Annotated in this window: 19 protein-coding genes and 1 pseudogene; 11 read left to right on the top strand and 9 right to left on the bottom strand. The window is 70.3% G+C overall.

Annotated features, from left to right (window positions below; translation table 11 throughout):
• Positions 1 to 62: 62 nt before the first annotated feature.
• The 5 genes from pdhA to HCA58_RS15275 all read left to right on the top strand — a co-directional run bounded on the left by pdhA (position 63) and on the right by HCA58_RS15275 (position 5,655).
• Positions 63 to 1,229, top strand: coding sequence for a pyruvate dehydrogenase (acetyl-transferring) E1 component subunit alpha (gene pdhA / locus HCA58_RS15295; protein ID WP_169598502.1), 1,167 nt, complete (start codon positions 63 to 65; stop codon positions 1,227 to 1,229).
• Positions 1,226 to 2,242: an alpha-ketoacid dehydrogenase subunit beta gene (locus HCA58_RS15290; RefSeq protein ID WP_205808738.1), complete on the top strand. Its 1,017-nt coding sequence runs from the start codon at positions 1,226 to 1,228 to the stop codon at positions 2,240 to 2,242. Before pdhA ends, HCA58_RS15290 begins: the two co-directional genes overlap by 4 nt.
• Positions 2,239 to 3,657 carry a dihydrolipoamide acetyltransferase family protein gene (locus HCA58_RS15285; RefSeq protein ID WP_169598500.1) on the top strand — a complete coding sequence of 473 codons (1,419 nt, stop codon included), beginning with the start codon at positions 2,239 to 2,241 and terminating at the stop codon, positions 3,655 to 3,657. The genes HCA58_RS15290 and HCA58_RS15285 overlap by 4 nt, the downstream gene beginning before the upstream one ends.
• A gap of 227 nt (positions 3,658 to 3,884) precedes the next feature.
• A complete protein-coding gene (locus tag HCA58_RS15280; RefSeq protein WP_169598499.1) occupies positions 3,885 to 5,144 on the top strand; it encodes an Ig-like domain-containing protein in 1,260 nt (419 codons plus the stop codon).
• A 160-nt stretch (positions 5,145 to 5,304) separates the two neighbouring features.
• A complete protein-coding gene (locus HCA58_RS15275; RefSeq protein ID WP_169598498.1) occupies positions 5,305 to 5,655 on the top strand; it encodes an anti-sigma factor antagonist in 351 nt (116 codons plus the stop codon).
• A 73-nt stretch (positions 5,656 to 5,728) separates the two neighbouring features.
• Here HCA58_RS15275 and HCA58_RS15270 read toward each other — a convergent pair whose 3' ends face one another.
• From HCA58_RS15270 to HCA58_RS15260, 3 genes and pseudogenes are all read right to left on the bottom strand, one after another.
• Positions 5,729 to 6,109 (bottom strand): FKBP-type peptidyl-prolyl cis-trans isomerase, encoded by a 381-nt coding sequence (locus tag HCA58_RS15270; RefSeq protein ID WP_169598497.1) that lies wholly within the window; start codon positions 6,107 to 6,109, stop codon positions 5,729 to 5,731.
• Positions 6,110 to 6,272: 163 nt separating this feature from the next.
• The gene (locus HCA58_RS15265; protein ID WP_346775997.1) at positions 6,273 to 6,842 is read right to left on the bottom strand and encodes a hypothetical protein; all 570 of its coding nucleotides are present in this window, start codon (positions 6,840 to 6,842) and stop codon (positions 6,273 to 6,275) included.
• A 163-nt stretch (positions 6,843 to 7,005) separates the two neighbouring features.
• A pseudogene (locus HCA58_RS15260) lies at positions 7,006 to 7,110 on the bottom strand (cobalamin-binding protein); the annotation flags it as partial.
• Positions 7,111 to 7,489: 379 nt separating this feature from the next.
• Between HCA58_RS15260 and HCA58_RS15255 the strand changes: the two are divergent.
• A complete protein-coding gene (locus HCA58_RS15255) occupies positions 7,490 to 8,731 on the top strand; it encodes a hypothetical protein (RefSeq protein WP_169598496.1) in 1,242 nt (413 codons plus the stop codon).
• Positions 8,732 to 8,874: 143 nt separating this feature from the next.
• Here HCA58_RS15255 and HCA58_RS15250 read toward each other — a convergent pair whose 3' ends face one another.
• Together HCA58_RS15250 and HCA58_RS15245 are read right to left on the bottom strand one after the other, a co-directional pair.
• Positions 8,875 to 9,222 (bottom strand): Lsr2 family protein, encoded by a 348-nt coding sequence (locus tag HCA58_RS15250; protein ID WP_169598495.1) that lies wholly within the window; start codon positions 9,220 to 9,222, stop codon positions 8,875 to 8,877.
• Positions 9,223 to 9,673: 451 nt separating this feature from the next.
• Positions 9,674 to 11,380, bottom strand: coding sequence for a DEAD/DEAH box helicase (locus HCA58_RS15245; RefSeq protein WP_169598494.1), 1,707 nt, complete (start codon positions 11,378 to 11,380; stop codon positions 9,674 to 9,676).
• 239 nt (positions 11,381 to 11,619) lie between these two features.
• Between HCA58_RS15245 and HCA58_RS15240 the strand changes: the two genes are divergently transcribed.
• Both HCA58_RS15240 and HCA58_RS15235 read left to right on the top strand, forming a co-directional pair.
• A complete protein-coding gene (locus HCA58_RS15240; protein ID WP_169598493.1) occupies positions 11,620 to 12,576 on the top strand; it encodes a DUF5715 family protein in 957 nt (318 codons plus the stop codon).
• A 2-nt stretch (positions 12,577 to 12,578) separates the two neighbouring features.
• Complete coding sequence (locus HCA58_RS15235; RefSeq protein ID WP_169598492.1) at positions 12,579 to 14,189, top strand: asparagine synthase-related protein; 1,611 nt, start codon at positions 12,579 to 12,581, stop codon at positions 14,187 to 14,189.
• A 71-nt stretch (positions 14,190 to 14,260) separates the two neighbouring features.
• On the opposite strand, the gene HCA58_RS15230 is transcribed toward HCA58_RS15235, so the two are convergent.
• The 4 genes from HCA58_RS15230 to HCA58_RS15215 form a co-directional block, all read right to left on the bottom strand.
• Positions 14,261 to 14,482, bottom strand: a complete 222-nt coding sequence (locus HCA58_RS15230; RefSeq protein WP_169598491.1) for a DUF2188 domain-containing protein — start codon at positions 14,480 to 14,482, stop codon at positions 14,261 to 14,263.
• A 94-nt stretch (positions 14,483 to 14,576) separates the two neighbouring features.
• A complete protein-coding gene (locus HCA58_RS15225; RefSeq protein WP_169598490.1) occupies positions 14,577 to 16,034 on the bottom strand; it encodes a hypothetical protein in 1,458 nt (485 codons plus the stop codon).
• A gap of 317 nt (positions 16,035 to 16,351) precedes the next feature.
• Entirely contained in the window at positions 16,352 to 17,614 is a 1,263-nt protein-coding gene (locus tag HCA58_RS15220) for a nucleotide sugar dehydrogenase (RefSeq protein WP_169598489.1), read from the bottom strand.
• Between the two features lie 147 nt (positions 17,615 to 17,761).
• Positions 17,762 to 19,123 (bottom strand): serine/threonine-protein kinase, encoded by a 1,362-nt coding sequence (locus tag HCA58_RS15215; RefSeq protein WP_169598488.1) that lies wholly within the window; start codon positions 19,121 to 19,123, stop codon positions 17,762 to 17,764.
• A gap of 378 nt (positions 19,124 to 19,501) precedes the next feature.
• Between HCA58_RS15215 and HCA58_RS15210 the strand changes: the two genes are divergently transcribed.
• The 3 genes from HCA58_RS15210 to egtC are packed head-to-tail and all read left to right on the top strand — an operon-like array spanning position 19,502 to position 22,837.
• Positions 19,502 to 20,737: a glutamate-cysteine ligase family protein gene (locus HCA58_RS15210; RefSeq protein WP_169598542.1), complete on the top strand. Its 1,236-nt coding sequence runs from the start codon at positions 19,502 to 19,504 to the stop codon at positions 20,735 to 20,737.
• The gene (gene egtB / locus HCA58_RS15205; protein ID WP_169598487.1) at positions 20,734 to 22,068 is read left to right on the top strand and encodes an ergothioneine biosynthesis protein EgtB; all 1,335 of its coding nucleotides are present in this window, start codon (positions 20,734 to 20,736) and stop codon (positions 22,066 to 22,068) included. Before HCA58_RS15210 ends, egtB begins: the two co-directional genes overlap by 4 nt.
• A 22-nt stretch (positions 22,069 to 22,090) precedes the next feature.
• Positions 22,091 to 22,837 carry an ergothioneine biosynthesis protein EgtC gene (gene egtC / locus HCA58_RS15200; protein ID WP_169598486.1) on the top strand — a complete coding sequence of 249 codons (747 nt, stop codon included), beginning with the start codon at positions 22,091 to 22,093 and terminating at the stop codon, positions 22,835 to 22,837.
• Positions 22,838 to 22,849: the final 12 nt, after the last annotated feature.

Here is a 22,849-nt window from a genome sequence, read left to right as displayed (position 1 = left end):
ATCTTGAGTCAATCATCCGACAGCAGGAGCATAGGGCCACCACACGTCCAGGAGGTTCCGCCGTGACCACCACTCCCCAGGCGGCCCGCAGGGCATCCCCGCGCAAGCGGCGGCCGGTCACCCCGACCGCACCCGACCCCACCGTCGGCCTGCTGCCCCAGAACGATCCGGTCCGGTTGCTCGACCCGGACGGCACCCTGCTGCCGGCCCGCGCGGACTACCCCGAACCGTCGGTCGAGGCGTTGCGCGAGATGTACCGACGGATGGTCGTCGGCCGGCGCTTCGACGCCCAGGCCACCGCGCTGACCAAGCAGGGCCGGCTGGCTGTCTACCCGTCGTCCCGGGGCCAGGAGGCCTGTCAGGTCGGCGGTGTGCTGGCGCTGCGGTACGACGACTGGGTCTTCCCGACCTACCGGGAATCGATGGCGCTGACCGCCCGCGGCATCGACCCGGTCGAGGTACTCACGCTGCTGCGCGGCGACTGGCACTGCGGATACGACCCGGCACGGCAGCGCACCGCGCCGCAGTGCACCCCGCTCGCCACCCAGTGCGTACACGCCGCCGGTCTGGCCTACGGGGAGTCGTACCAGGGACGCGACACCGTGGCCCTGGTCTACATCGGTGACGGCGCCACCAGCGAGGGTGACTTCCACGAGGGAGTCAACTTCGCAGCCGTGTTCAAGGCACCCGTCGTGTACTTCGTGCAGAACAACAGGTACGCGATCAGCGTCCCGCTGTCCCGGCAGACCGCCGCCCCGTCCCTCGCCCACAAGGGTGTCGGCTACGGCGTCCCCAGCGAGCAGGTCGACGGCAACGACCCGATGGCTGTGCTGGCCGTACTCACCCGGGCAGTCGCGCATGCCCGCGCCGGCAAGGGACCGTTCCTGGTCGAGGCGCACACCTACCGGATGGAGGCGCACACCAACGCCGACGACGCCACCCGTTACCGCGACGCCGACGAGGTCGAGGCGTGGCGCGACCGCGACCCGGTGGCCCGGCTGGAAACCTACCTGCGTGGTCGGGACGTGCTCGACGACGCGGCCGTCGCCGAGATCGCCGAGCAGGCCGAGACGTACGCGGCCCGACTGCGGGAACGGATGAATGGCCAACCCACGGTCGACCCGCTGAGCCTCTTCGACCACGTCTACGCCGAACCCACCGCTCAGCTGGTGGAGCAACGTGAGCAGGTACGCGCCGAACTGGCCGCGGCAGCGGAGGGAGACGCCTGATGGCCACCACCATGGCGACGGCGCTGAACGCCGCGCTCGCCGACGCGATGCTCGCCGACGAACGGGTGCTCGTCTTCGGCGAGGACGTCGGCCAACTCGGTGGGGTCTTCCGGATCACCGACGGATTGCAGGCCCGCTTCGGTGACAAGCGCTGCTTCGACACCCCCCTCGCGGAGGCCGGTATCGTCGGCTTCGCCGTCGGGCTGGCCATGTCCGGGCTGCGACCGGTGGTCGAGATGCAGTTCGACGCGTTCGCGTACCCGGCGTTCGAGCAGATCGCCTCGCACGTGGCGAAACTACGCAACCGTACGAGGGGTGCACTCAGCGTGCCGATGGTGATCCGGGTGCCCTATGCCGGCGGGATCGGCGGTGTGGAACACCACTGTGACTCCTCGGAGGCGTACTACGCACACACCCCCGGGCTGAAGGTCGTCACGCCGTCGACCGTCGACGACGCGTACTCGCTGCTGCGGGAGGCGATCGACGATCCCGACCCGGTGGTGTTCATGGAACCGAAGAAGCTTTACTTCGCCGGTGCCGAGACCGTGCTGCCGGCGCGGACCGAGCCGTTCGGCCGGGCGGTCGTACGCCGGCCCGGACGTGACGCCACCCTCGTCGCGTACGGGCCGGCGGTCCCGGTCGCGCTCGATGCCGCAGAAGCCGCCCGGGACGAGGGGTGGGACCTGGAGGTGGTCGACGTGCGTACCATCGTGCCGTTCGACGACGCCACCGTCGCCGCCTCGGTGCGCCGCACCGGTCGGTGTGTGGTGGTGCAGGAGGCGCAGGGCTTCGCCGGGGTCGGTGCGGAGATCGCCGCGCGGGTCCAGGAACGGTGCTTCCACGCACTGCACGCCCCGGTTCTGCGGGTCTGCGGGCTGGACATTCCGTACCCGGCGCCGATGCTGGAGCACACCCATCTGCCGTCGGTCGACCGGGTTCTGGACGCGGTGGCCCGGTTGCAGTGGGACGACCAACCCGACCGACGCTGGCTCACCGAGGGCAGTGCGGCATGACCGAGCGGGTTTTCCTCCTGCCCGACCTCGGTGAGGGGCTCGCCGAGGCGGAGATCGTGCAGTGGCGGGTCGCGGTCGGCGACATCGTTACCGTGGACCAGACGGTGGTCGAGGTGGAGACGGCCAAGGCGGTCGTCGACGTGCCCTGCCCGTACGCCGGCCGGGTCGTCGCCCTGCACGGTGTCGCGGGCGAGGTCCGCCCGGTGGGCCAGCCTCTGATCACCGTCGCCGAGCCGGTCGCCGGGTGCGCCGACGGGACCGAGCCGCCCGGGCACACGGTCTACCGCGAGGAGGAGCGGGCCGGTTCCGGAAACGTCCTGATCGGGTACGGCACCGGCCGTGGCGATTCCCGTCGCCGTCGGCGGCGGACCACCACCGCACCGTACGTGTCGGGCAACGGTGCCCCGCTGGCCGGGCACGCTGCGGAGGGCACCCGGCCCGGTGCCGGCCGTCCGTCGGTGGTGGCCGATCGGGCGCCCGGGACGACCCCGCCGCTCGTCATCTCGCCGATCGTGCGGCGGTTGGCCCGGGAGCGTGGCGTGGACCTGACGGCGGTGCGCGGCAGCGGCCCCGGCGGGGTGGTCCGGCGGGCCGATGTGGAGGCGGTGGCCAGCCACGTCGCCGGGGTCACGGCAGACGTACGTGGCAGCACCGGACTTTCGGCTCTGCCGGCGCCATCGGCGGAGCCTCCGGCGGGGGCCGACGCGGCCACCTCCGGTACCCGGGATCTGGTCATCCCGCTCACCGGTATCCGCCGCACCATCGCGGACAAGCTGTCCCGCAGTCGGCGGGAGATCCCCGAGGTGACCATCTGGGTCGACGTCGACGCGACGGCCCTGGTGCAGACCCGGGCCGCGATCAACGCGGCCCGCCCGGACCGCCAGGTGAGCATTCTGGCCCTGCTCGCCCGGATCTGTCTGTCCGGGCTGCACCGCTACCCGCAGCTCAACGCACGGGTCGACACCGAGGGGCAGCGGATCATCCAGTCCACCGGGGTGCACCTGGGCATCGCCGCCCAGACCGACCGGGGGTTGGTGGTGCCGGTACTGCGGGACGCCGAGCGGCTCACCACCACCGAACTCGCGGCAGAACTGGCCGCCACCACCGCCGCCGCCAGAGCGGGTGAACTGCCGCCGACCCGGCTGACCGGGGGCACCTTCACCCTCAACAACTACGGGGTGTTCGGTGTCGACGGCTCCACCCCGATCATCAATCATCCGGAGGCGGCCCTGCTCGGCGTCGGCCGCATCGTGGACAAGCCGTGGGTTGTCGACGGGCAGCTCGCGGTGCGGAAGGTGGTGCAGCTCAGCCTCACCTTCGACCACCGCGTCTGCGACGGCGGGGTGGCCGGCGGATTCCTGCGGCACGTGGCGGACTGCGTCGAGCAGCCGGCACTGCTGATCGCGACCGTCTGACGACCGTGACGCCGGTTTCGGCCGGATCAGCGGGTACGGCGACGGACGCGGCGTCACCGTCGGCCGGGTTTCGCCCGTAGCGTCGTTGCCGCCATTTTCCGTTTGCCGGGAGCGGGCACGCTTGAGGTTTTCCAGGCGATGTCCCGCTCTTGGTCGAAACCGTGAAAACGTCGGCGTGGAGCTGGCGAGAATGTGCGGAGGGAGCGGCGACAACGGGGGGACGCATCATGATGTTGAGACGGCGACTGGCGCTGTTGGCGGTGAGTGTCGCAGCAGCGCCGCTGGCACTGGGCGCGTGCACTGGTGACCGTAGGGCCGGGCAGCCCGCCGAGGCGCGGGCGAATCCGGAACTGTTCGTGACGCCGGCCGAGGGCACCCGCGACGTGCCGGTCACCGGGGAGATCGGCACGGTGGTCAAGCATGGGCGGGTGACCGCCGTGCGGATCACCGACGACGCAGGTGCGCCAGTCCCGACGGAGCCGCGTGAGGACGGTACCGGCTGGGTGCCGAGCCGAACCCTGGAGCCGAAGCGGACGTACACCGCGGAGGTCACCGCCACCGGCGACTCCGGGCGGACGGTCACCCGCAGGACGACGTTCACTACTCGACCGAAATCCGCCAAACCAGCAATTGCCAGCACTTTGTACTTCGCCGGTGACCGCACTTACGGAACGGCCATGCCGGTTACCGTCGCTTTCGACCCGCCAATTCCTCGAGAGGCGCGGGCGGATGTACAGCGTCGCTTGTTCGTCAAGACGGATCCGCCGCAGCCGGGCACCTGGTCGTGGGTGTCCGACGGAAGCCAGGTCTATTACCGAGCGCCCGACTTCTGGCGGCCAGGTACGACGATCAAGGTTCGCTCCGCGTTGGAGGGCCTGCCGATAGGCAAGGACAGCGTCGGCGACGCCGACCGGCGAGCCACCTCGAAGATCGGTCGGCAGGTGGAGTTGGAGATCGACAACGCGACCAAGCAGATGTCGGTGATCCGGGACGGCAAGCTGCTACGCAAGCTGCCGGTCAGCCTGGGTAAACCGAGTACGCCGACGTCGAGCGGCAAGATGGTGATCATGGAGAAGCACGACTTCACCACGTTCGACACGCGGGGCTCGGCCGATCCGTACGTGGTCGACGTCGAGGACGCACAGCGACTCACCTGGGGCGGCGAGTTCATCCACGGCGCACCCTGGTCGGAGGGGGACCAGGGTCACACGAACGTGTCGCACGGCTGCACCAACCTGTCAGCGGCCAACGCGGACTGGTTGATGGGCGTCACCCAGGTCGGTGACCTGGTCACCGTCAAGGGCACCGAGGTCACCCTCGACGAGGGCAACGGCTGGACGGCATGGAACGTCAGTTGGGCGGAGTTCGCCAGGGGCAGCGCGCTGCCGGTGCCCGCCGGGCTGCGTCCCGCGCCCGCCCAGACGGCGGACCCGGGTGCGGTCGCCGGAGGTTCGCCCGACCCGCAGCCGTCGGCCAGCGGCGGCTGACCGGGCGTACGCACCGGATCGCTTGTCGGCCAGGCCGGTGACTCCGGCCCGGGATGGTCCCTAAGGTGGAACCGGCGTGCCTACGGGTCCTGCCCCGGGCTTACCCGGAACCGTCCTCCAGCAGGGCGGAAGTGTCGGTGGTGGGGGATAGGTTCGTCCTATGCGAGAGCGCGAAGACCGGTTCCACGTCGAGACCCGGGTGTCCGACGCCGCGGTGTGCGTTCGCGTGGCCGGGGTGATCGACATCGCCACGGTCGCGGCGTTTCGCGCCGCGCTCTGGGCGGCTCCCACCCGCACCGAGCTGCGGGTGGATCTCTCCGGGGTCGGGCTGCTCTCCGCAGCCGGAGTCCGCACGTTGGTCGCGGCCCGGTCGTGGGTGCGATCGCAGGGCGGCAACCTGGTGCTCGTCGATCCGCCGCCGATGGTGGAGCGGGTGCTGCGGGCCACCGGGCTGGGGCGGGTCATCCCGGTCGTCGGCGTCACGCCGGAGCGGGTGCTGGCCGCGGCCTGACCGGCCCGGGCGGTCGCCGACACCCTTGACGCGTCCGGCGCCGGGCACGGGGCCGGCGCCGGACGCGTGCGGGTCAGCGGACGCCGAGCAGGTCGACCACGAAGACCAAGGTCTCGTTGGGCTTGATGACGCCGCCGGCACCTCGGCTGCCGTACCCGAGGTGCGGCGGGATGGTCAGCCGGCGACGACCACCGACACGCATCCCCACCACTCCCTGATCCCAGCCGGCGATGACCCGTCCGCCGCCGAGCGGAAAGTCGAACGGCGCACCCCGGTTCCAGGAGGCGTCGAACTCCGTGCCGGTGGAGTGGGACACCCCCACGTAGTGCACGCGGGCCACCTGTCCGGGCTGGGCCTCCGACCCCTCACCCACGGTGATGTCCTCGATCACGAGGTCGGCGGGCGGGGCGCCCTCGATCGGGCCGATCTCGGGCTTGCTCGCTGCCTGGTTCATGCGGATTCTCCTGGTGCGTCGGTTCCGGTCGACACCATCCTGCCGGATGGCACGCCGAGGCGTGTCCGGCGGACCGATGCGGACCACCCGCAGAGACCGGGTGAACACGGTGCGGCGGGCGCCTCCGGTGGGAGACACCCGCCGCGCGGGGAGGTGACCAGGGTCAACGCAGCCAGCCGAACCGCTCGACGACCGGCAGCCGGGCCCAGGTGCGGCCCAGGCCCCAGGTGTCGCCTGCGTTCGTCACCGCGATCAGGGCCAGCACACCGGCGTAGACGAGGTGATCGTCCATGAAGGGGTTGTTCTCCGGCGGCAGGACGGCCGTCCACATCAGCACCAGCAGCAAACCCCCGGTCGCGGCGGCGATACGCACGCCGACGCCGAACAGCAACGCCGTACCGATGGCGGCCAAGCCGACCATGAAGAGCCAGTCGGCCCAGACGGCTCCCGCGATGCCGTTGTAGAAGCCCTGGAACGGTCCGGTGGCACCGAAGCTCAGGAAGCCCTTGGTGGGGCTGCCCCCGTTGATCCAGGCGTTCTTCGCCTCGGTGGCGAACCCCAGGCCGAACACCTTGTCCAGGAAGGCCCAGAGGAAGACCCAGCCGAGCGCCAGGCGGAGCCCGGCCAGCAAGTAGCGGGCGGCCCGGGTGCGCAGGTGCTGCTGCTGACTGGTCTCGGCTAGCGGGGTCTCGGCGGCGATGTTCCGCTCGACCATCGCGGTCATCATGTCCACGTCCCTTCTCTGCTTCGCACCGCGTGTCCCGGTGACACCTCCATTCGACCCCGGCAGCGGTGGTGGGATCAGGGCCGGCGGGCCGGCACCGACCGGGACCTTCGACCCGTCTTCGCCGGCCACTCGACCGTCGTGGGCGCCCGCTCGTCGACGGGCCGTGGAACGGTGCGGCGAGCTGGGCGGCCAGTACCGCGGGAGCCTCGGCCAACGACGGGCCGTAGCAGGTCAGGTGCCGACCGGACACCAGGGCGCAGGGCAGGCCGGGAAAGAGGATTCATGAGTACCCAGTGGCCGCCGCGACGACCTCGTCGGTGACTTCGCCTACGACCGCCTCTGCGAGCGGTGACCGTGGTCTGACCGTTCTGTCGGCGTCGGCCGGTCGACGGTGACGGGCCGGGTGCGGAAAAAACCGCGAGAAAAGTCGTCGACCTTTGAACCTCCGTCGGAGCGGGCCCGTACCTCACCGCGAATGGACAGGAACTTCCCAACCCGTACCGGCAGGCGCGGGAGACGGTGTGGAAAGGGCATCGTCGTTGTTCGACGTGCCACTGGTTCGTTCAGGCGGTCCCCGTCGAGCGTGCCACCAAGATTCCGTTCGGTCCGTCGAGTCACAAATCAGGAACCGGATCGAGAAGGAGAGCAATTCGATGCGCAGGTCAACCCGGTCGCGCCGACCAACCGGAAACGCGCGGACCAAGCGACTCCTGGCCGTTGGCGCCACGCTCGCTGTTTTCGGCGGCGTTGTCGCCGTGACCCAGATTTCGTCGGCCGGTGACCGACGGTCGAACCAGCAGAAGCGGAACGTGGCGGCCGAGTGTGTCGCGCCGAGCCCCGGTGCCACCGCGCCGGACGCCCGCGGTGCCACCACGACCCGTACCTGGCAGAACGGCCGCTGGGTGGTGAATCACTGGGGTGATGGGCAGCAGACGATCGAGGAGTGCCAGGAAACCCGCAACGGCACCGGCGGCGCGGCCACCGGCGCCTTCGCGGTGGCCTGCCCGGATGTGGTGAGCCAACTGCCGCAGGTGCCGGACCGGGCCCGCGACGAGGTGGACCGTAACCTCAACGCGCTGCAGACGCAGATCACCGAGGCCGACGAGCGGCTCGCCAGGGAGGGCGACAAGGGCGACACTTTCATCCGTAACGCGATCCTCGACCCGTTGGCCAGCAAGCGTCGCGCGACCCTCGACCGGATCACCATCGCCATCGACCGCTTCGGCTCCCGGCCACGTGGTCTCGCCGACCTTGCCACCTGTGAGGTGCAGCCGGTCGACAACAACAACGACGGTGATGGCGGTAACAACGACGGCGACAACGACAACGACGACGGCAACAACGACAACGGCCTCGATGTACTGGCGAACAACTGCGACAACAGCCAGTTGCAGCCGCACGACGGGTTCCAGAACGGCAACCGCTGTATCAGCACCGCCTTCGGCGAGGTCGGTGCCGCGGCCAACAACCCGTCGCTGCTGATCACCGAGTTCCCGGAGCAGATCAACCGCAACGAGGGCTTCTCGATCCAGGTCAGCACCCGTAACCTCGTCCGGGACCGGTTCCTGCCGGCTGGGCAGGGTGGCTACTACCTGGAGAGCTCGCTGCTCGACGGGGAGGGGCTTACCCGCGGTCACTTCCACACGGCCTGCCGGATGCTGAACGACACGGACGAGGCCCCCGCGCCCGATCCGGTGCCGGCCTTCTTCGTCGCCACCGAGGACGGCGGCGGCGGTGCCCAGCCGGATCAGGTGACCATCGAGATCCCGGGCCTGCCGGACTCTGGCACCGCACAGTGCGCGGTCTGGGCCGGTGACGGTTCGCACCGCATTCCGATGTCGGAGCGGGCCAACCAGACCCCCGCCTTCGACGCGGTGCGCATCGAGGTCAACTGATTCGGTGGCCTGAGGGCCGGAGTTGATGCAACATGCGGGGCCGTCCGGAATTGACCGGGCGGCCCCGCAACATGTTGGAAAGAAGTGGCAACCGGATCGTTACTGTGCAACCCGGCTGCCTGCTCTAGGTGGGATGCCCGTGGTCAGCGGTTCTTGTACGCTTCAACGACCTCGACGGGGATGCGACCCCGCTCAGAAATCTTGTAGCCGTTCTGAACGGCCCATTCGCGGACGGCGCGGTTCTGCTCGCGGTTCATTCCCGGCGTGCCCGACCCGATGCTGCGACGAGGGTTGCGGCCCGTGTCGGCAGCGCCACGGCCGAGACGCCGACCGGCATTGATAAACGGATCCAACGCCTTGCGCAGGACACCCGCGTTCTCGTCGGAAACATCGATGGTGTATGCGACGCCATCCAGGCTGAACTCGACCGTGCGGTCGGCCTTTCCGCCGTCGAGGTCGTCAGTCAGCACCGTGATTACTTGTTTGGCCATCGTCGATTACTCCCTGTGTCGGACGGGGTGTGCTCAAAGTTTGACTGATCGTCCGCCAATTTCGCAACAAAAGCACGCCTGTAGTGGTTCGCGTTTTGCGTGACATCGAAATTTCTGATTCTGGATCTGCCTGGCGTGGGTACGACGGCGGCTTCGTGGCCGGGTCGCGGCTGCGGCCCGGTGCTCCGTGTGCCGAGTCACACCGAGGAACAACGGGGGATCCAGCATGACGTGAGCCAGGCGCGGTCCACCGGCGACCGCAAACTGCTCGCCGTTCCCCGCCTGCACGGCGGTACCTCGACCAGGCATGCGCGTGGTACTGGACCGTACCTTCCCGACCGTCCACCAGAGCGCGGGTAGCTCACCGCACGACCCGTACGCCTCGTGCGGTGACCTGGCCGTCGGCGGTCGCTTTCCGCGACCGCCGTCGGCCCAGCGCCCGGTACGGCTGTCAGCGATGCTCGTCGCGGTCTCGGCGCACGGTCGCCTTGCGCCCCTTGATGGTGCTTCCCCGAAGTCCGGCGATGACCTCGTCGGCAACGGCTACGGGCACCTCGACCAGGGAGAAGCGATCGGCGATCTCGATGGAGCCGATGTCTCGACCGCGGATCCCGGTCTCGCCGGTGATGGCGCCGACGAGGTCCTGCGGGCGTACCCCCGCGCGTCGGCCGAGACCGATGAAGACCTGGGTGGTGCCGCTCGTGCGGGCGCGTGACGGTCGGCGGTCGGTGCGGAGATCCTGGCCCGGGCGGGAATCCCGGCCGCTGCGGGCCGGACGGATCGCGACCTGCGGAATTTCCTCCTCGGCTTCGTCGGAGCCTGGCAGGGTCGCCTCGTGGGCCAGCTTCACCGCGGCGAGCGCCACCTCCATCAGGTCGAACTCGTCGCTGAGTGTTTCGACGATGACCCGGAACGGATCCAGGTCGTCCTCCAAGAGGCTTTCCCGCAGCGCGGCCTGGGTCAGCTCCAGCCGGCGGGTCCGAAGATCGGCGACCGTGGGAATCTTGTCGATGGTGATCCGCTGCCCGGTGACCCGCTCGATGGTCTTGAGCATCCGATGCTCCCGGGGTTCGGCCAGCGTGATCGCCACGCCCTCCCGTCCGGCCCGCCCCACCCGCCCGATCCGGTGCACGTACGACTCGGGCGCGGACGGGACGTCGAAGTTGACTACATGGCTGAGCTGCTCGACGTCGAGGCCCCGGGCCGCCACGTCGGTGGCGACCAAGAGGTCGGCGGTACCGGCGCGTAGCCGCCCCATCACCCGGTCCCGCTGTTCCTGGCTCATCCCGCCGTGCAGTGCCTCGGCCCGGTAGCCACGGCCGTTCATCGTCTCGGTGAGCCGGTCGACCTCCTCCCGGCTGCGGCAGAACACGATCGCCGCGGTGGGTGACTCGACGTCGAGCACCCGCCCCAGTGCCGCTGGTTTGTGTGCCCGCGCCACCAGGTACGCGCTCTGCCGGACCCGGGGCGCCTCGCCGGCGACCGGCTGTTCACGGGCGATCAGGATGCGCACCGGTTCGGTCAGGTGTGCCCTGGCCATCCCGTCGATTCGTGCCGGCATGGTGGCGGAGAACAGCACCGTCTGCCGCTGCTCGGGGGCGTGTTCCAGGATCGCCTCGATGTCCTCGGCGAAGCCCATGTCGAGCATCTCGTCGGCCTCGTCGAGGACCACCGTGGCAAGGTTGCCCAGTCGCAGTGTCCCCCGGGCGATGTGGTCCAGGGCGCGACCGGGAGTGGCGACCACGACGTCGACCCCGGAGTCCAGCGCTCGCAGTTGCCTGCCGATCGGCTGTCCACCGTAGATCGGCAGGACCCGGGCCCCGAGATCCTTGCCGTAGCGGTGGAACGCCTCGGAGACCTGCACCGCGAGTTCCCGGGTCGGAACCAGTACCAGTGCGAGCGGGTCGTCGCCCGCGCGGTCGTCGGGCATCCGCTGCAGCAGCGGCAGGGCGAACGCCGCTGTCTTGCCCGTGCCCGTCGCCGCCTGACCCAGCAGGTCCCGGCCGGCCAGCAGCGGTGGGATCGCCTCCCGCTGGATCGGCGTGGGCTCCTCGTACCCGAGCGCGGCCAGCGCGGCGAGCAGTTCGGGCCGCAGGCCGAGATCCATGAAGGCGGGCGGCTCGGTGGACGGGTCGGGCAGTTCGGACGTGGAACTCATGGGTCAAGCTTTTCATCACGCCTAACGGTCCACTGCGGCGACCACCCGAACATGTGCCCGGGGTCGCCGAGGGGCTGCCCTGGCGCGGCCCGCAGCTCCCAGCATGGCCCGGGGCCAGAGCGGTCGAAGCGTGGTATGCCATGCCTTAGAGGGATACGGGAGTATCACTCGTACTAATCCGGTTTGATGACTTTACTGTCTGTTACAAGCGATCGTCGCGGTGGTGGAGAGGACCGATCATGCGAGTGCCCAGCCGAAGCCCGCGACACCGACCCGGTCCTCCCGTCACCCCGGCCCGACGGCGCCCGCAGGGCGTCGTGCGTCCACCAACCACGGCCCAACCTGACCTCGCGGCCTACCGCGACGCCGTCGCCGAACTTCTGGTGGAGGTGGGCGCACTCGCCGGGGTGGGCAGCGCGAAAGCCCGACAGATACTGGTCGACCAGCGGCTACGGGAGCCCACGATCATGCAGGTGCTCGACGCCACCTCCCAGGGGCTGATCGGCGCCCGCGAGACCCTGTTGCTGGAAATGGCCCGATACCAGCCGAACGAACGTAGCTCCGCCGCTGACCTGGCCGCGCTGGTACGCATCTACCTGCTGTCCCGGATCGACGTGATGTGGTGGCGGGACGCCGCCACCTTCCTCACCGACGTGGAGGTCAACCACAGCGCCGAACTGGTCGACCTGGAGTGGCTGCGGCGGCGGGGACTGCTGCGGTTCCAGTACATCGAGCAGCCCCGCACCATCGCCGGTCGGGGCGTCCGCGCGCTGCGCCGCCGGATGCTGCCCGGTGCCACGCCGCATACCGCCGGCTTGCTGTTCCGCCGGGCCCGCCGAGAGGTGATCGCCCTACTCAACGACATCGGTCGCGAGTTCGCCGCCGCCACCCCGGCGGGCACCCCACCGCTGTGGGTGACCAGCCTGGTGCGCAGCGCCGAACACCAGTACCGGCTGCGCCGCCTCGGGTACGCCGCGATGGTGCCCAGTGGTCACTGCCTCGGGTGGGCGGTGGACCTGGAGATGGCCTGGTACCGCCGCTTCGGGGTGCGGGACACCCTGGCCACGGTGCTGCTGAACCGGCAGCGGGCGGGCGAGATCAACGTGGTGGACGAGGGGCAGGCGTGGCACATCTGCCTGGCGCCGTCGGCGACGTCGCGGCTTCGTCGGGCGTACGAAGCCGAGATGGGCATCTGATCATGTGCGGAATCACGCTCAGCATCGGCCCGGAGGCGGACCCGGCGATCTTCCGGCGAATGCTCGGCACGCTCGCGTCACGAGGGGAGGTGACCGAGACCCGGTACGAAGCCGGTCTGCTCGCCGGCACCCGACGGCTGCGGGTGGTGGACCGCGAGCACGCGGTGCAGCCCTGGATTTCCTCCGACGAGCGCTGGCTGCTCTGCTACAACGGCGAGGTCTTCAACCATCACGAACTACGGGCCGAGCTGACCGCCCTCGGCCATCGGTTCCGCAGCGCCAGCGACACCGAAGTGGTGCTCGCCGCATTCGAGCACTGGGGTGAACAGGTGGTCACCCGGTTGCGTGGCGAGTACGCCTTCGTCGTCGTGGAACGGGCCACCGCTCGCGCGTACCTGGTCCGGGATCCGCTTGGCGTGAAGCCGCTCTACTGGGCGCGTACGCCGGGCTGCCTGCACCTCGCCAGCGAGGTCAAGGCGCTGGTCCGGCTCGGCGTGCCGGTGGCCGAGGTGCCGCCGGGGCATCACGGGTGGGCCACCGCTGACGGTCACCCGCAGCTGCGCCCCTACGTGGACCTGCTCGCCCTCGGTGCGGGCCGGTCGGTGGTGGCGGATCCGGACGAGGCCGCCCTGCTCGTCCGGGCCGCCCTCACCGACAGTCTGCGCGTGCGGCTGGACACCGACCTGACAGTGGGCGTGGTGCTCTCCGGCGGACTGGACAGCTCGCTGGCGCTGCTGCACGCCGCGCAGCTGCACCCCGACTGTGTCGCCGTCACAGTCGGGGTATCGCAGAGCCCGGACCTGGCGTACGCCCGGCGGTTGGCCAGGGACCTCGGGGTGGCGCACGAGGTGGTGCAGCTGCGCCCGCGCGACATCCGGCTCGCCGACGTACGGGAGGCGATCCGGATCTCCGAGTTGACCGAGTACGGCGACATCATCAACGCGGTCGTCTCGGTACCGATATTCCGGCGCCTGAACGAGCTGGGCGTCAGGGTGGCGCTCACCGGCGACGGGTCGGACGAACTGTTCGGCGGGTACCCCATGTACCACGCGGTCGGTCCGGAAGCGTCCCGGCGACTCTTCCTGCACAAGATCCGCAACCTGTGCCGGACCGAGTTGCAGCGGGTCGACCGCACGAGCATGGCTTTCGGCGTCGAGGCGCGGGTGCCCTTTCTGGACCTGGCGCTCGTCGAGTTGGCGATGCGCTTGCCGATCGACTTGAAGCTGCGTGACGGGCAGGAGAAGTGGATCGTCCGGCGTGCCTTCGCCGACATGCTGCCCGACTACGTCCGGCGCCGTCCGAAGAACCCGATGTCGTACTCCTCGGGGCTGCACGAACGGGCCCGGTTGTACAAGCCGCTCTTCGCCCGCCTGCACCGCTCGTACGGCTACCACCTGCTGGAGCCGGTCCGCCGCGATTTCGACAGCGTACTGACGCGCTGCGGCAACGACCTGGAGGCCGCGCTCGCCGCCGGGCGGGCCAGGCCCGACTACACGATCCTCGAACACGCCCGCGACCTGGTCGGCGCGGCGAGGTGGAACGCCACCCCGATCGTGCGCCGGCTGGTGTCCCCACGCCGTAACCGCGGCGACGGGGCGCCACTGCCCGGCTGAGCTGCGACGGCGGCCTGCCGACAGCACCCGGAACGGATGGTGTCGGCAGGCCGCCGCCGAGATGGCCCCCGTCAGCCGGCGGGCGGGTACGGGTCGTCCTGGTAGGTGTACTCGGTCTCGATCCTGCCGTCGGCCGTGTGTACGACGAGTTGGCTGGGTTCGTTGCCGTGCGCCGTCTCGCGTCCGGCCTCGACCGCCCGCTGCTTCGTGTCGTACGTCCCGACGACGGTGCTGCCCTGCTCGACCTTCCAGCCGCCGCCGTCGGGCACCACGTGGTACTCGTTGCGCGCCATTGCACACCCCTTTCCTGTGTGACGCAGGAGGTACCCGCGATGGCAGGGGAGAAACCCGACCGCTGGTGTGGGTGTTGCGGTCGGTGCGCTGGAGCTACCAGCTCAGGTAGCTGGGCTGGGTCTGGACGTTCAGTTCGCGGAAGTAGACGAGCCTGGCCGTCCACGTACGCCAGTCGTTGAGCGCGAGCACGTCGAGCCCCTTCTGAATGTCCGAGGAGTAGATGTGCCCGTTGTAGTAGTAGGCCGACCAGGAGCCGCCCGTGATCAGCCGGCTGTCCGACAGCGGGCCGCGCTCCCAGTAGCCGATCTCCTTCGGCTTGCGGGAGTCGGTGAAGTCCCACACCGAGATGCCGCCCTGATACCAGGCCTGGACCATGATGTCCTTGCCCAGCACCGGGATCAGTGACCCGTTGTGCGCCACGCAGTTCTCGGTGTCGCCGTTGGTTCGCGGGATCTTGTAGTAGCTGCGGAACTCCAGCTTCCGCTGGTCGCCGCGACCGGTGATGTCGTAGATGGCGTTGGCGCCGCGTTCCGGGCCCACGGTCTCGTTGCAGGTGGCGCCGCCGCCACCGCCCAGCTCGTCGGTGAAGACGACCTTGGTACCGCGGTTGTTGAAGGTGGCCGAGTGCCAGAACGCGAAGTTGGTCGTGTCCTGCACGGTGTGCAGCACCCGAGGTGCCTCCCGCTGACTGATGTCCAGCAGTACGCCGTTGCCCATGCAGGCGCCGGCGGCCAGGTCCTTCGCCGGGTAGGCGGTGATGTCGTGGCAGCCGCTGGTCGCCGACCCGCCCGGACGGCCTGGGTACCCGCCGTCGGGGAAGAGGTTCGGCGTGGCGACGACCGCCGCGTCGGTCGGCTTCTTCAGTGGCACCTTGACGATGCTGATCGAGTCGTGCGGTGGCTGGCAGTCCGGGAAGTTGGCGTTCGGGCTGTACGAGGAGACGTACAGGTAGACCGACTTCTTGTTCTTCGCCGGGACCAGCGTGTGGGTGTGTGAGCCGCAGGCCGTCTCGACCGCCTTGAGGTATCGCGGGCTGGTCTTGTCGCTGATGTCGAAGATCTTGACGCCCTCCCACGATTCCTTGATGGTGGCGGACTGGGAGGTGCTGCTGCACGAGTCGTCGTTGCGGGACGCATCCGTCGACAGGAAGAGCAGGTCGCCGTAGACGGAGACGTCGTTCTGCGCACCGGGGCAGAGCACCTGGGACACGATCTCGGGCCGGCTCGGCTCAGACACGTCGTAGATCACGAAGCCGTCGTAGTTGCCGACGAAGGCGTACCTGCCCTGGAAGGCGAGGTCGGTGCCGAGCGCTGCGGTGGTGTTGAACGGCGCATGCTTCGGCACGTTGGCGATCAGCTTGAGATTGGGGCTGCTGGCGATCTCGTCGACACCGAGAGGTGGCTCGACGGCTGCGGCGGCCTCGACGGCCGGTGGCGACACCGTCTGCGCGTTGCCCGGTGCGGCACCGGCGACGCTGGCGAGGAGGAACCCGGTGGCGGCCACACTGACGATGCGCAGTTGCCGCCCCCGTGGCAGGGACAATCCGACCATCGGCGACGCCCTTCGAGGGGAGTGACGTTGGGCGTACCCTACTCGCCAACCACACACATCGATGTGACCCGGCTCACTTTTGATGCCTGATGTGAATGGGTGTCATCGCGACGGCCTCGACCCGGAGGTGATGCGGCATGACCGGCTCGCGTACACCGCCAACCAACCCGTCATAACGACAGCTGTCTCGGTGATGTCCGCTGTGGCCAGGGTGGCGACGACATCGGCTTCGCCTTCCGTCCGGCACTGGCGGTGGTAGCGCCGACCGTCACCCAGGTCGCACTCGGCTGGCCGCCGAGGCGCTCGCTGACCGCTGATCAGAGGCGTTCCACGGTGGGGCCGGCGCAGCGGTTACGGGTGTCGAAAACGTATCGCGCGTGCCTGACCACCAGCTCGTAGTCGAACACGTCGTGGTCGGTCACCACCACGACACCGTCGGCCTCGCGTACCTCGCGTTCGGTCAGGTCCACCGTCAGCACCCCGGCGGGAAGGTGATGCGCCTCGGCGTACGGCTCGACCGCCCGGACCTCGGCGCCAAGTTCGCGCAGCCGCCGGGCGACCTCGACGGCCGGTGAGTCCCGCATGTCCCCGGTGTTGCGCTTGTACGCCAGACCGAGCAGCAGTAGCCGGGCCCCCCTGACCGCCCGACCGGAGCGGTTCAGCCCGGCCATCACCCGTTGCGCCACATGCTCGGGCATCTCGTGATTGACGTCGTTGGCCAGCTCGATGAAGCGGAACTGTCGGCCGAGGCGGCGTTTCACCTGCCAGGAAAGGTAGCAGGGGTCGATCGGTAGGCAGTGCCCGCCGACGCCGGGGCCGGGCCGGAACGGCATGAAACCGAACGGCTTCGTCTCGGCCGCCTCGATCGCCTGCCACACGTCGATGTCCAACTGGTGAGACAGCATCGTCAGCTCGTTGACCAGGGCGATGTTGACCTGTCGGAAGGTGTTCTCGATGAGTTTGGTCAACTCGGCGACCCGGGTCGAGTCCACCGGCACCGTCCGCTGCACCAGCCGCCGGTAGAACGAGTCGACGCGGGCCAGCGCGGCGGCGTCCACCCCGGAAACCACCTTCGGGGTGTTCGCCAGTCGCCACGTCGGGTTGCCCGGATCGATGCGCTCCGGGCTGTAGCCGAGGTGGAAGTCCCCGGGGCTGCGCAGCCCACTGGCCGCCTCCAGCAGCGGGCGGAGCAACTCCTCGGTGGTGCCGGGATAGGTGGTGGATTCCAGTACCACCGTGCAGCCCGGCCGCAGGTACGGCCCGATCCCCGTACCGGCCTGCTCCACGAAGCTCAGATCGGGAGTGCCGTCGCGCAGCGGAGTGGGCACGGTGATGACACAGATGTCGAAGGCCCGGGCGTCGGCGTACTCGGTGCTCGGGCGGTACCGGCCGCTGGCCAGGGCGCGGCCGAGCCGGTCGGTGGGGATGTCCGACACGAACGACTCACCGGAGGCGAGCCGTTTGATCCGGTCGACGTCCACGTCGAGACCGACCACGTCCAGGCCGGCTTCGACCGCCTGCATGGCCAGCGGTAGACCGACGTAGCCCTGGCCGATGACGACCAACTTCTCCACACTCACCCGAACTCCCGAACCCATGGGGATAACTGCTGGTGAGGAGCCTAGAGCGCAGTGTGGTGCCGTACGTCCGTTTCGGGGATTCGACACGGCCGGAACCGTCGCGGTGAAGGTGGTCGGGTCCAGGCCGGGGCAGCCCGGCGGTGTAGGTCAGCCGCCCTCGCCCCCGCCGTTGCCCGGCGGATCGACGTCGGGCGGAGTGCTGGGCGGCGTCGACGTGGCCGACGCCGACGGCGTGGGACTGCTCGACGTACCCGTCGGCTCCGGGACGTCGGGGGTGGGGCTCGGCTCCGGCGACGCGGGTTCGCTCGACTCGCTGGGCTGCGGCGAGGACGGTGCGGAAGACGGGGACTCGGTCGGCTGGGTCGTCGATCCGGCCGGCCGCAACGACGGCGCCTGCGCCGGCGCGCTCTCCTGCGGGCTCGGAGGCGCCGCTGCCCCGGTGGACTGGACCGCCGGCGCGGTGGTCGGCAGCTTGACCGCCGGGGTGTCCGCCTCCTGCGCGGCCCCGAGCGCCGCGCCGAGCGCCGCCAACCCGACGAGCACAGCGGTGAACGCACCAACCAGGGCACCGCGTCGTCGACCCGGTCGCGGGATGTCGACGACCGCCGTTCCGCTTCGCGTGTCCGGCCCCGCACCACGCAGTGCGGTAGCCATCGGGGCCACCGCGGTGGTTGAGGCGTCCGCCGAAACGGCAGCCCGTGCCGCCTCCGCCATCGCCGCGCCGCTGCTGAACCGGTCGGCCGGGTTCTTGGCCAGAGCCCGGTCGACAAGCACCCGCACCGCTTCCGGGATGTCGTGCGGCAGCTCCGGCGGCGGGTCGTCGAGGTGCCGGACGGCGACCTGCAGAGGATTGTCGCCGGTGAACGGTGGGCTACCGGTGAGGCAGCAGTAGGCGACCGCACCGAGGGCGTACAGGTCGGTAGCCCCCGACACGGCTCGCCCGGCGGCCTGCTCGGGCGCCATGTAGAGGGCGGTGCCTGGAACCGCGTTCGTGCTGGTGATGCTCGTGACGTTCGTCGACCGGGCCACCCCGAAGTCGACCAGGACAACGGTGCCGTCCTCCTGCATCAGCAGATTGCTCGGTTTGACGTCGCGGTGCACGATCCCGCCGATGTGCGCGGCATGCAACGCCTGGGCCGCCTGCGCCACCACCGACATGGTCACGCCGACGTCCAGACGGCCCTCGGCCTCGATCCGCCTGGCCAGCGGCTGACCGGTGACGAACTCCATGACCAGGTAGTCGGCGCGGCCGCCGTTGGGTAGATCGTCCTCGCCGCAGTCGTAGACCTGCACGATCCCCGGGTGCCGGAGAGCTGCCATGATCCGTGCCTCGGCGCGGAACCGGGCGATGAAGTCGGGGTCGCAGACGAGGGCAGGTAGCAGTACCTTGACCGCGACCTGCCGCCCGAGGATCAAATCGGTCGCTCGCCAGACATCGCCCATGCCGCCGGTGGCGACACGCTCGTCCAAGCGGTACCGGCCGCTGAGTACGACCTCCGAAGACAACACGGCACCACCGTACCCACAGCGGGCTCGGACGGCGCGTCGGCGGTCGGCGCGAGCGTTCCGACATCGGCCGGTCCGCCGGCCGTGACGGGCTCGGCCCAGCCGGAGACGCCATTTCGGGTCCGCCACCCGTCCGACGGTCCGGCCGGAATTTGACCGAACTGTGAAATCCCTTCGACGTACAGTACGGCCTGCTACACAGAAGGTGACGGAGTCGTCCGGGTCGTCATCGGGTACAGGACCTCGTCACACCTGCCGCCGGAGGCGGCGGACCGGGCGTTCGGAACTGACCCGCCGGCAGGTGTGGTGCCGGTTCACGAGGGTCCGCTGTCACCGGGGTGGGCTACGGTGGCGGCAGATCAAGAGCAGGAGGGGTCGGGCATGGTGATGTCACCCGAGGTGGACCGGATCCCGGTGCTGCGGGACCGTGCCGCCGCTGCCCGGCACCTCACCCGGATCTGCTTCAAGACCGGCCCACCCACCCTGACCGGGGTCGAGTTGGAATGGACGGTCCACGACGCCGCCGATCCGGCCCGCCCCGTCGACGCCGCTCGGCTGCGCGCGGCGCTCGGACCGTACGGCCCCACCACGCTGGACCCGGCGAGCCCGGCCCTGCGCCTGCTGCGGGGCAGCGCGTTGACCGTCGAGCCCGGCGGGCAACTGGAGATCTCCACACCACCCCGGGCGCGACTCGCCGGGCTCGTCGAAGCCACCGAGGCCGACGTGGCGCAGGCCACCAGGCTGTTGGACGCCGCCGACCTGACTCTCGGCCGGACCGGCATCGACCCCTATCGATATCCCCGGCCGGTGCTCGACACCGCGCGGTACCGCGCGATGCGTCGGACCTTCGACCGGCGAGGACCCGACGGCCGGACGATGATGTACAGCACGGCCGGACTACAGGTCTGCCTCGACGCGGGGCGGCCCGAGCAACTGACGGCCCGTTGGCAACTGGTGCACGCGGCCGGGCCGTCCCTGCTCGCCACCTTCGCCACCGCCGGCCGACACGCGGGCCGTGACACCGGCTGGGCGTCCGCCCGGATGGGTGCGTGGTGGCGCATCGATCCCGCCCGTACCGCCCCCGTGTGGACGCCGGAGCAGGCTGACCGGGATCCGGTCGCCGCATGGACGGCGTACGTGCTGGCGGCACCACTGCTCTGCATACGGGCAGACGGTCCGGACTGGACCGCCCCGCCGGACATGACGTTCGCGGACTGGATCGACGGGGCGCTGCACCGCCCGCCCCGCGTCGACGATCTGGATTACCACGTCAGCACACTCTTCCCGCCGGTACGTCCACGCGGCTACCTGGAGATCCGGTACCTCGACGCCCAACCGGGACGCGGCTGGATCCTGCCGGTGGCGGTGCTCAGCGCACTGCTCGCCGATCCCGACACGATCGGCGAGGCGCTGGCGCTCGCCGGACCCTCCGCCGACCGCTGGCACCACGCCGCACGGTACGGCCTGCGGGACACGATCCTGGCCCGGACCGCAGCGGGCCTGCTCGACCTGGCGCGGGCCGCGCTGCCGCGGCTGGAACTGCCCCCGGCCCTGCATCGCGAGATCGACAACGGATTGGGACAGCGGCGCGCAGCCGCGGAGAGGAGTCAGTGGTGACCGACACCCGCATCGATCGCGACGCCGAAGGGTTGCGTGGCCGGATCGCGGCGGAACTGGCCCGTACCCGCGCCCGCACGATCCTGTTGACCGAGACGGTGGACGACGCCGACCTGATGCGCCAGCACTCACCGCTGATGTCGCCCCTGGTGTGGGATCTGGCACACGTGGGCAACCAGGAGGAACTCTGGCTGGTGCGGGACGTCGGGGGGCGGGCGCCGGTCCGGTGCGACATCGACGATCTGTACGACGCGTTCAAGCAGCCACGTCGGGACCGACCGGCGTTGCCGCTGCTGCCGCCGCCCGAGGCCCGGGCGTACGTGGCCACGGTCCGGGAGAAGGTCTACGACCTGCTGGACCGGGTCACCTTCGACAGCGGTCGACTGGTCACCGACGGGTTCGCCTTCGGCATGATAGTGCAGCACGAGCAGCAGCACGACGAGACGATGCTCGCCACTCACCAGCTCCGTACCGGCCCGGTGGCGCTGCACGCGCCGCCGCCACCCGAGCCGGCCGTGCGGGTGCCCGCCGAGGTGCTGGTGCCCGCCGGTCCGTTCACGATGGGCACCGACACCGACCCGTGGGCACTCGACAACGAACGCCCGGCCCACCGGGTCGAGCTGCCCGCGTACGTCATCGACGCCGCGCCGGTCACGAACGGCGCGTACCGCGCATTCATCGACGACGGGGGGTACGACGACCCCCGCTGGTGGACCGAGGCCGGTTGGCAGCACCGCCAGCAGGCCGGGCTCAGCGCGCCGATGCACTGGCGGAGCGACGGCGACGGCTGGGCGTACCTCCGTTTCGGTAGTTGGGCCAGGGTCCGCGACGACGAGCCGGTGGTGCACGTCTGTTTCCACGAAGCGCAGGCGTACGCCACCTGGGCGGGCAGGCGGCTACCCACCGAGGCGGAGTGGGAGAAGGCAGCCCGGTGGGATCCGGCGACGGGCCGGTCCCGGCGCTACCCGTGGGGCGACGAGGACCCCACCTGGGCGCACGCCAATCTGGGCCAACGGCACCTGTCACCGGCTCCGGTGGGGGCCTACCCGGTAGGTGCCTCGCCCCTCGGCGTGCATCAACTCATCGGCGACGTGTGGGAGTGGACCAGCACCCCCCTGCGGGGCTACCCAGGTTTCGTCGCCTTCCCCTACCGAGAGTATTCCGAGGTTTTCTTCGGCGACGACTACCAGGTCCTGCGGGGTGGTTCGTTCGGTACCGACCAGGCGGCCTGTCGAGGCACGTTCCGCAACTGGGACTACCCCATCCGACGGCAGATCTTCAGCGGCTTCCGCTGCGCCCGGGACGCCCGGCCCGACGAGGCGCACCAGTGACGGTCGGGCAGGTGGTCGTCTGATGTGCCGACACCTGGCCTACCTGGGGCCCCCGGTGACGCTGCGGGAACTGCTGTTCGACCCGCCGCATTCGCTGTGGCGTCAGTCCTGGGCCCCACGCGACATGCGCGGCGGCGGGACCATCAACGCCGACGGCTTCGGCGTCGGCTGGTACCCGGACGGCGCGGCGCCGGTACGGTACCGCCGGGCGCAGCCGATCTGGAGCGACCCCACCGTCGCGGAGCTGGCGACGGTCACCTCCGCGACCGCGGTGCTGGCCGCCGTCCGCTCCGCCACCGTCGGTATGGCGATCGTCGACACCGCCGCCGCGCCCTTCGCCGAGGGGCGGTGGCTGTTCAGCCACAACGGTGTGGTGCGGGGCTGGCCCGACTCGATGGTCCCGCTCGCCGCCGAGCTACCCGTACGGGACCTGCTCACTCTCGACGCGACAACCGACTCGGCGCTGCTGTGGGCCCTGGTACGCGACCGGTTGCGTGCCGGTGTCGCGCCGGCACGGGCGGTCGCCGAGACGGTGACCTCGGTGGCGGCGGCGGCACCCGGTTCACGGCTCAACCTGCTGCTCACCGATGGGCGGACGGTCGTCGCCAGCGCGGCCGGGCACGCCCTGTCGCTGCGTGCCACACCCGGGTCGGTGCTGCTGGCCTCCGAACCGCACGACGACGGACCGGGCTGGCGTGAGGTGCCCGACGGGCAGCTCGTGCAGGCCACGGCGACCGACGTGTGCCAGCGGGCGCTGGCGGCGTGGTGAGGGGCCGGGCCG

It is taken from the genome of Micromonospora sp. HNM0581 (genome assembly GCF_012726175.1).
Taxonomy (GTDB): Bacteria; Actinomycetota; Actinomycetes; order Mycobacteriales; family Micromonosporaceae; genus Micromonospora.
This window is presented reverse-complemented; position numbering and strand designations above follow the sequence as displayed.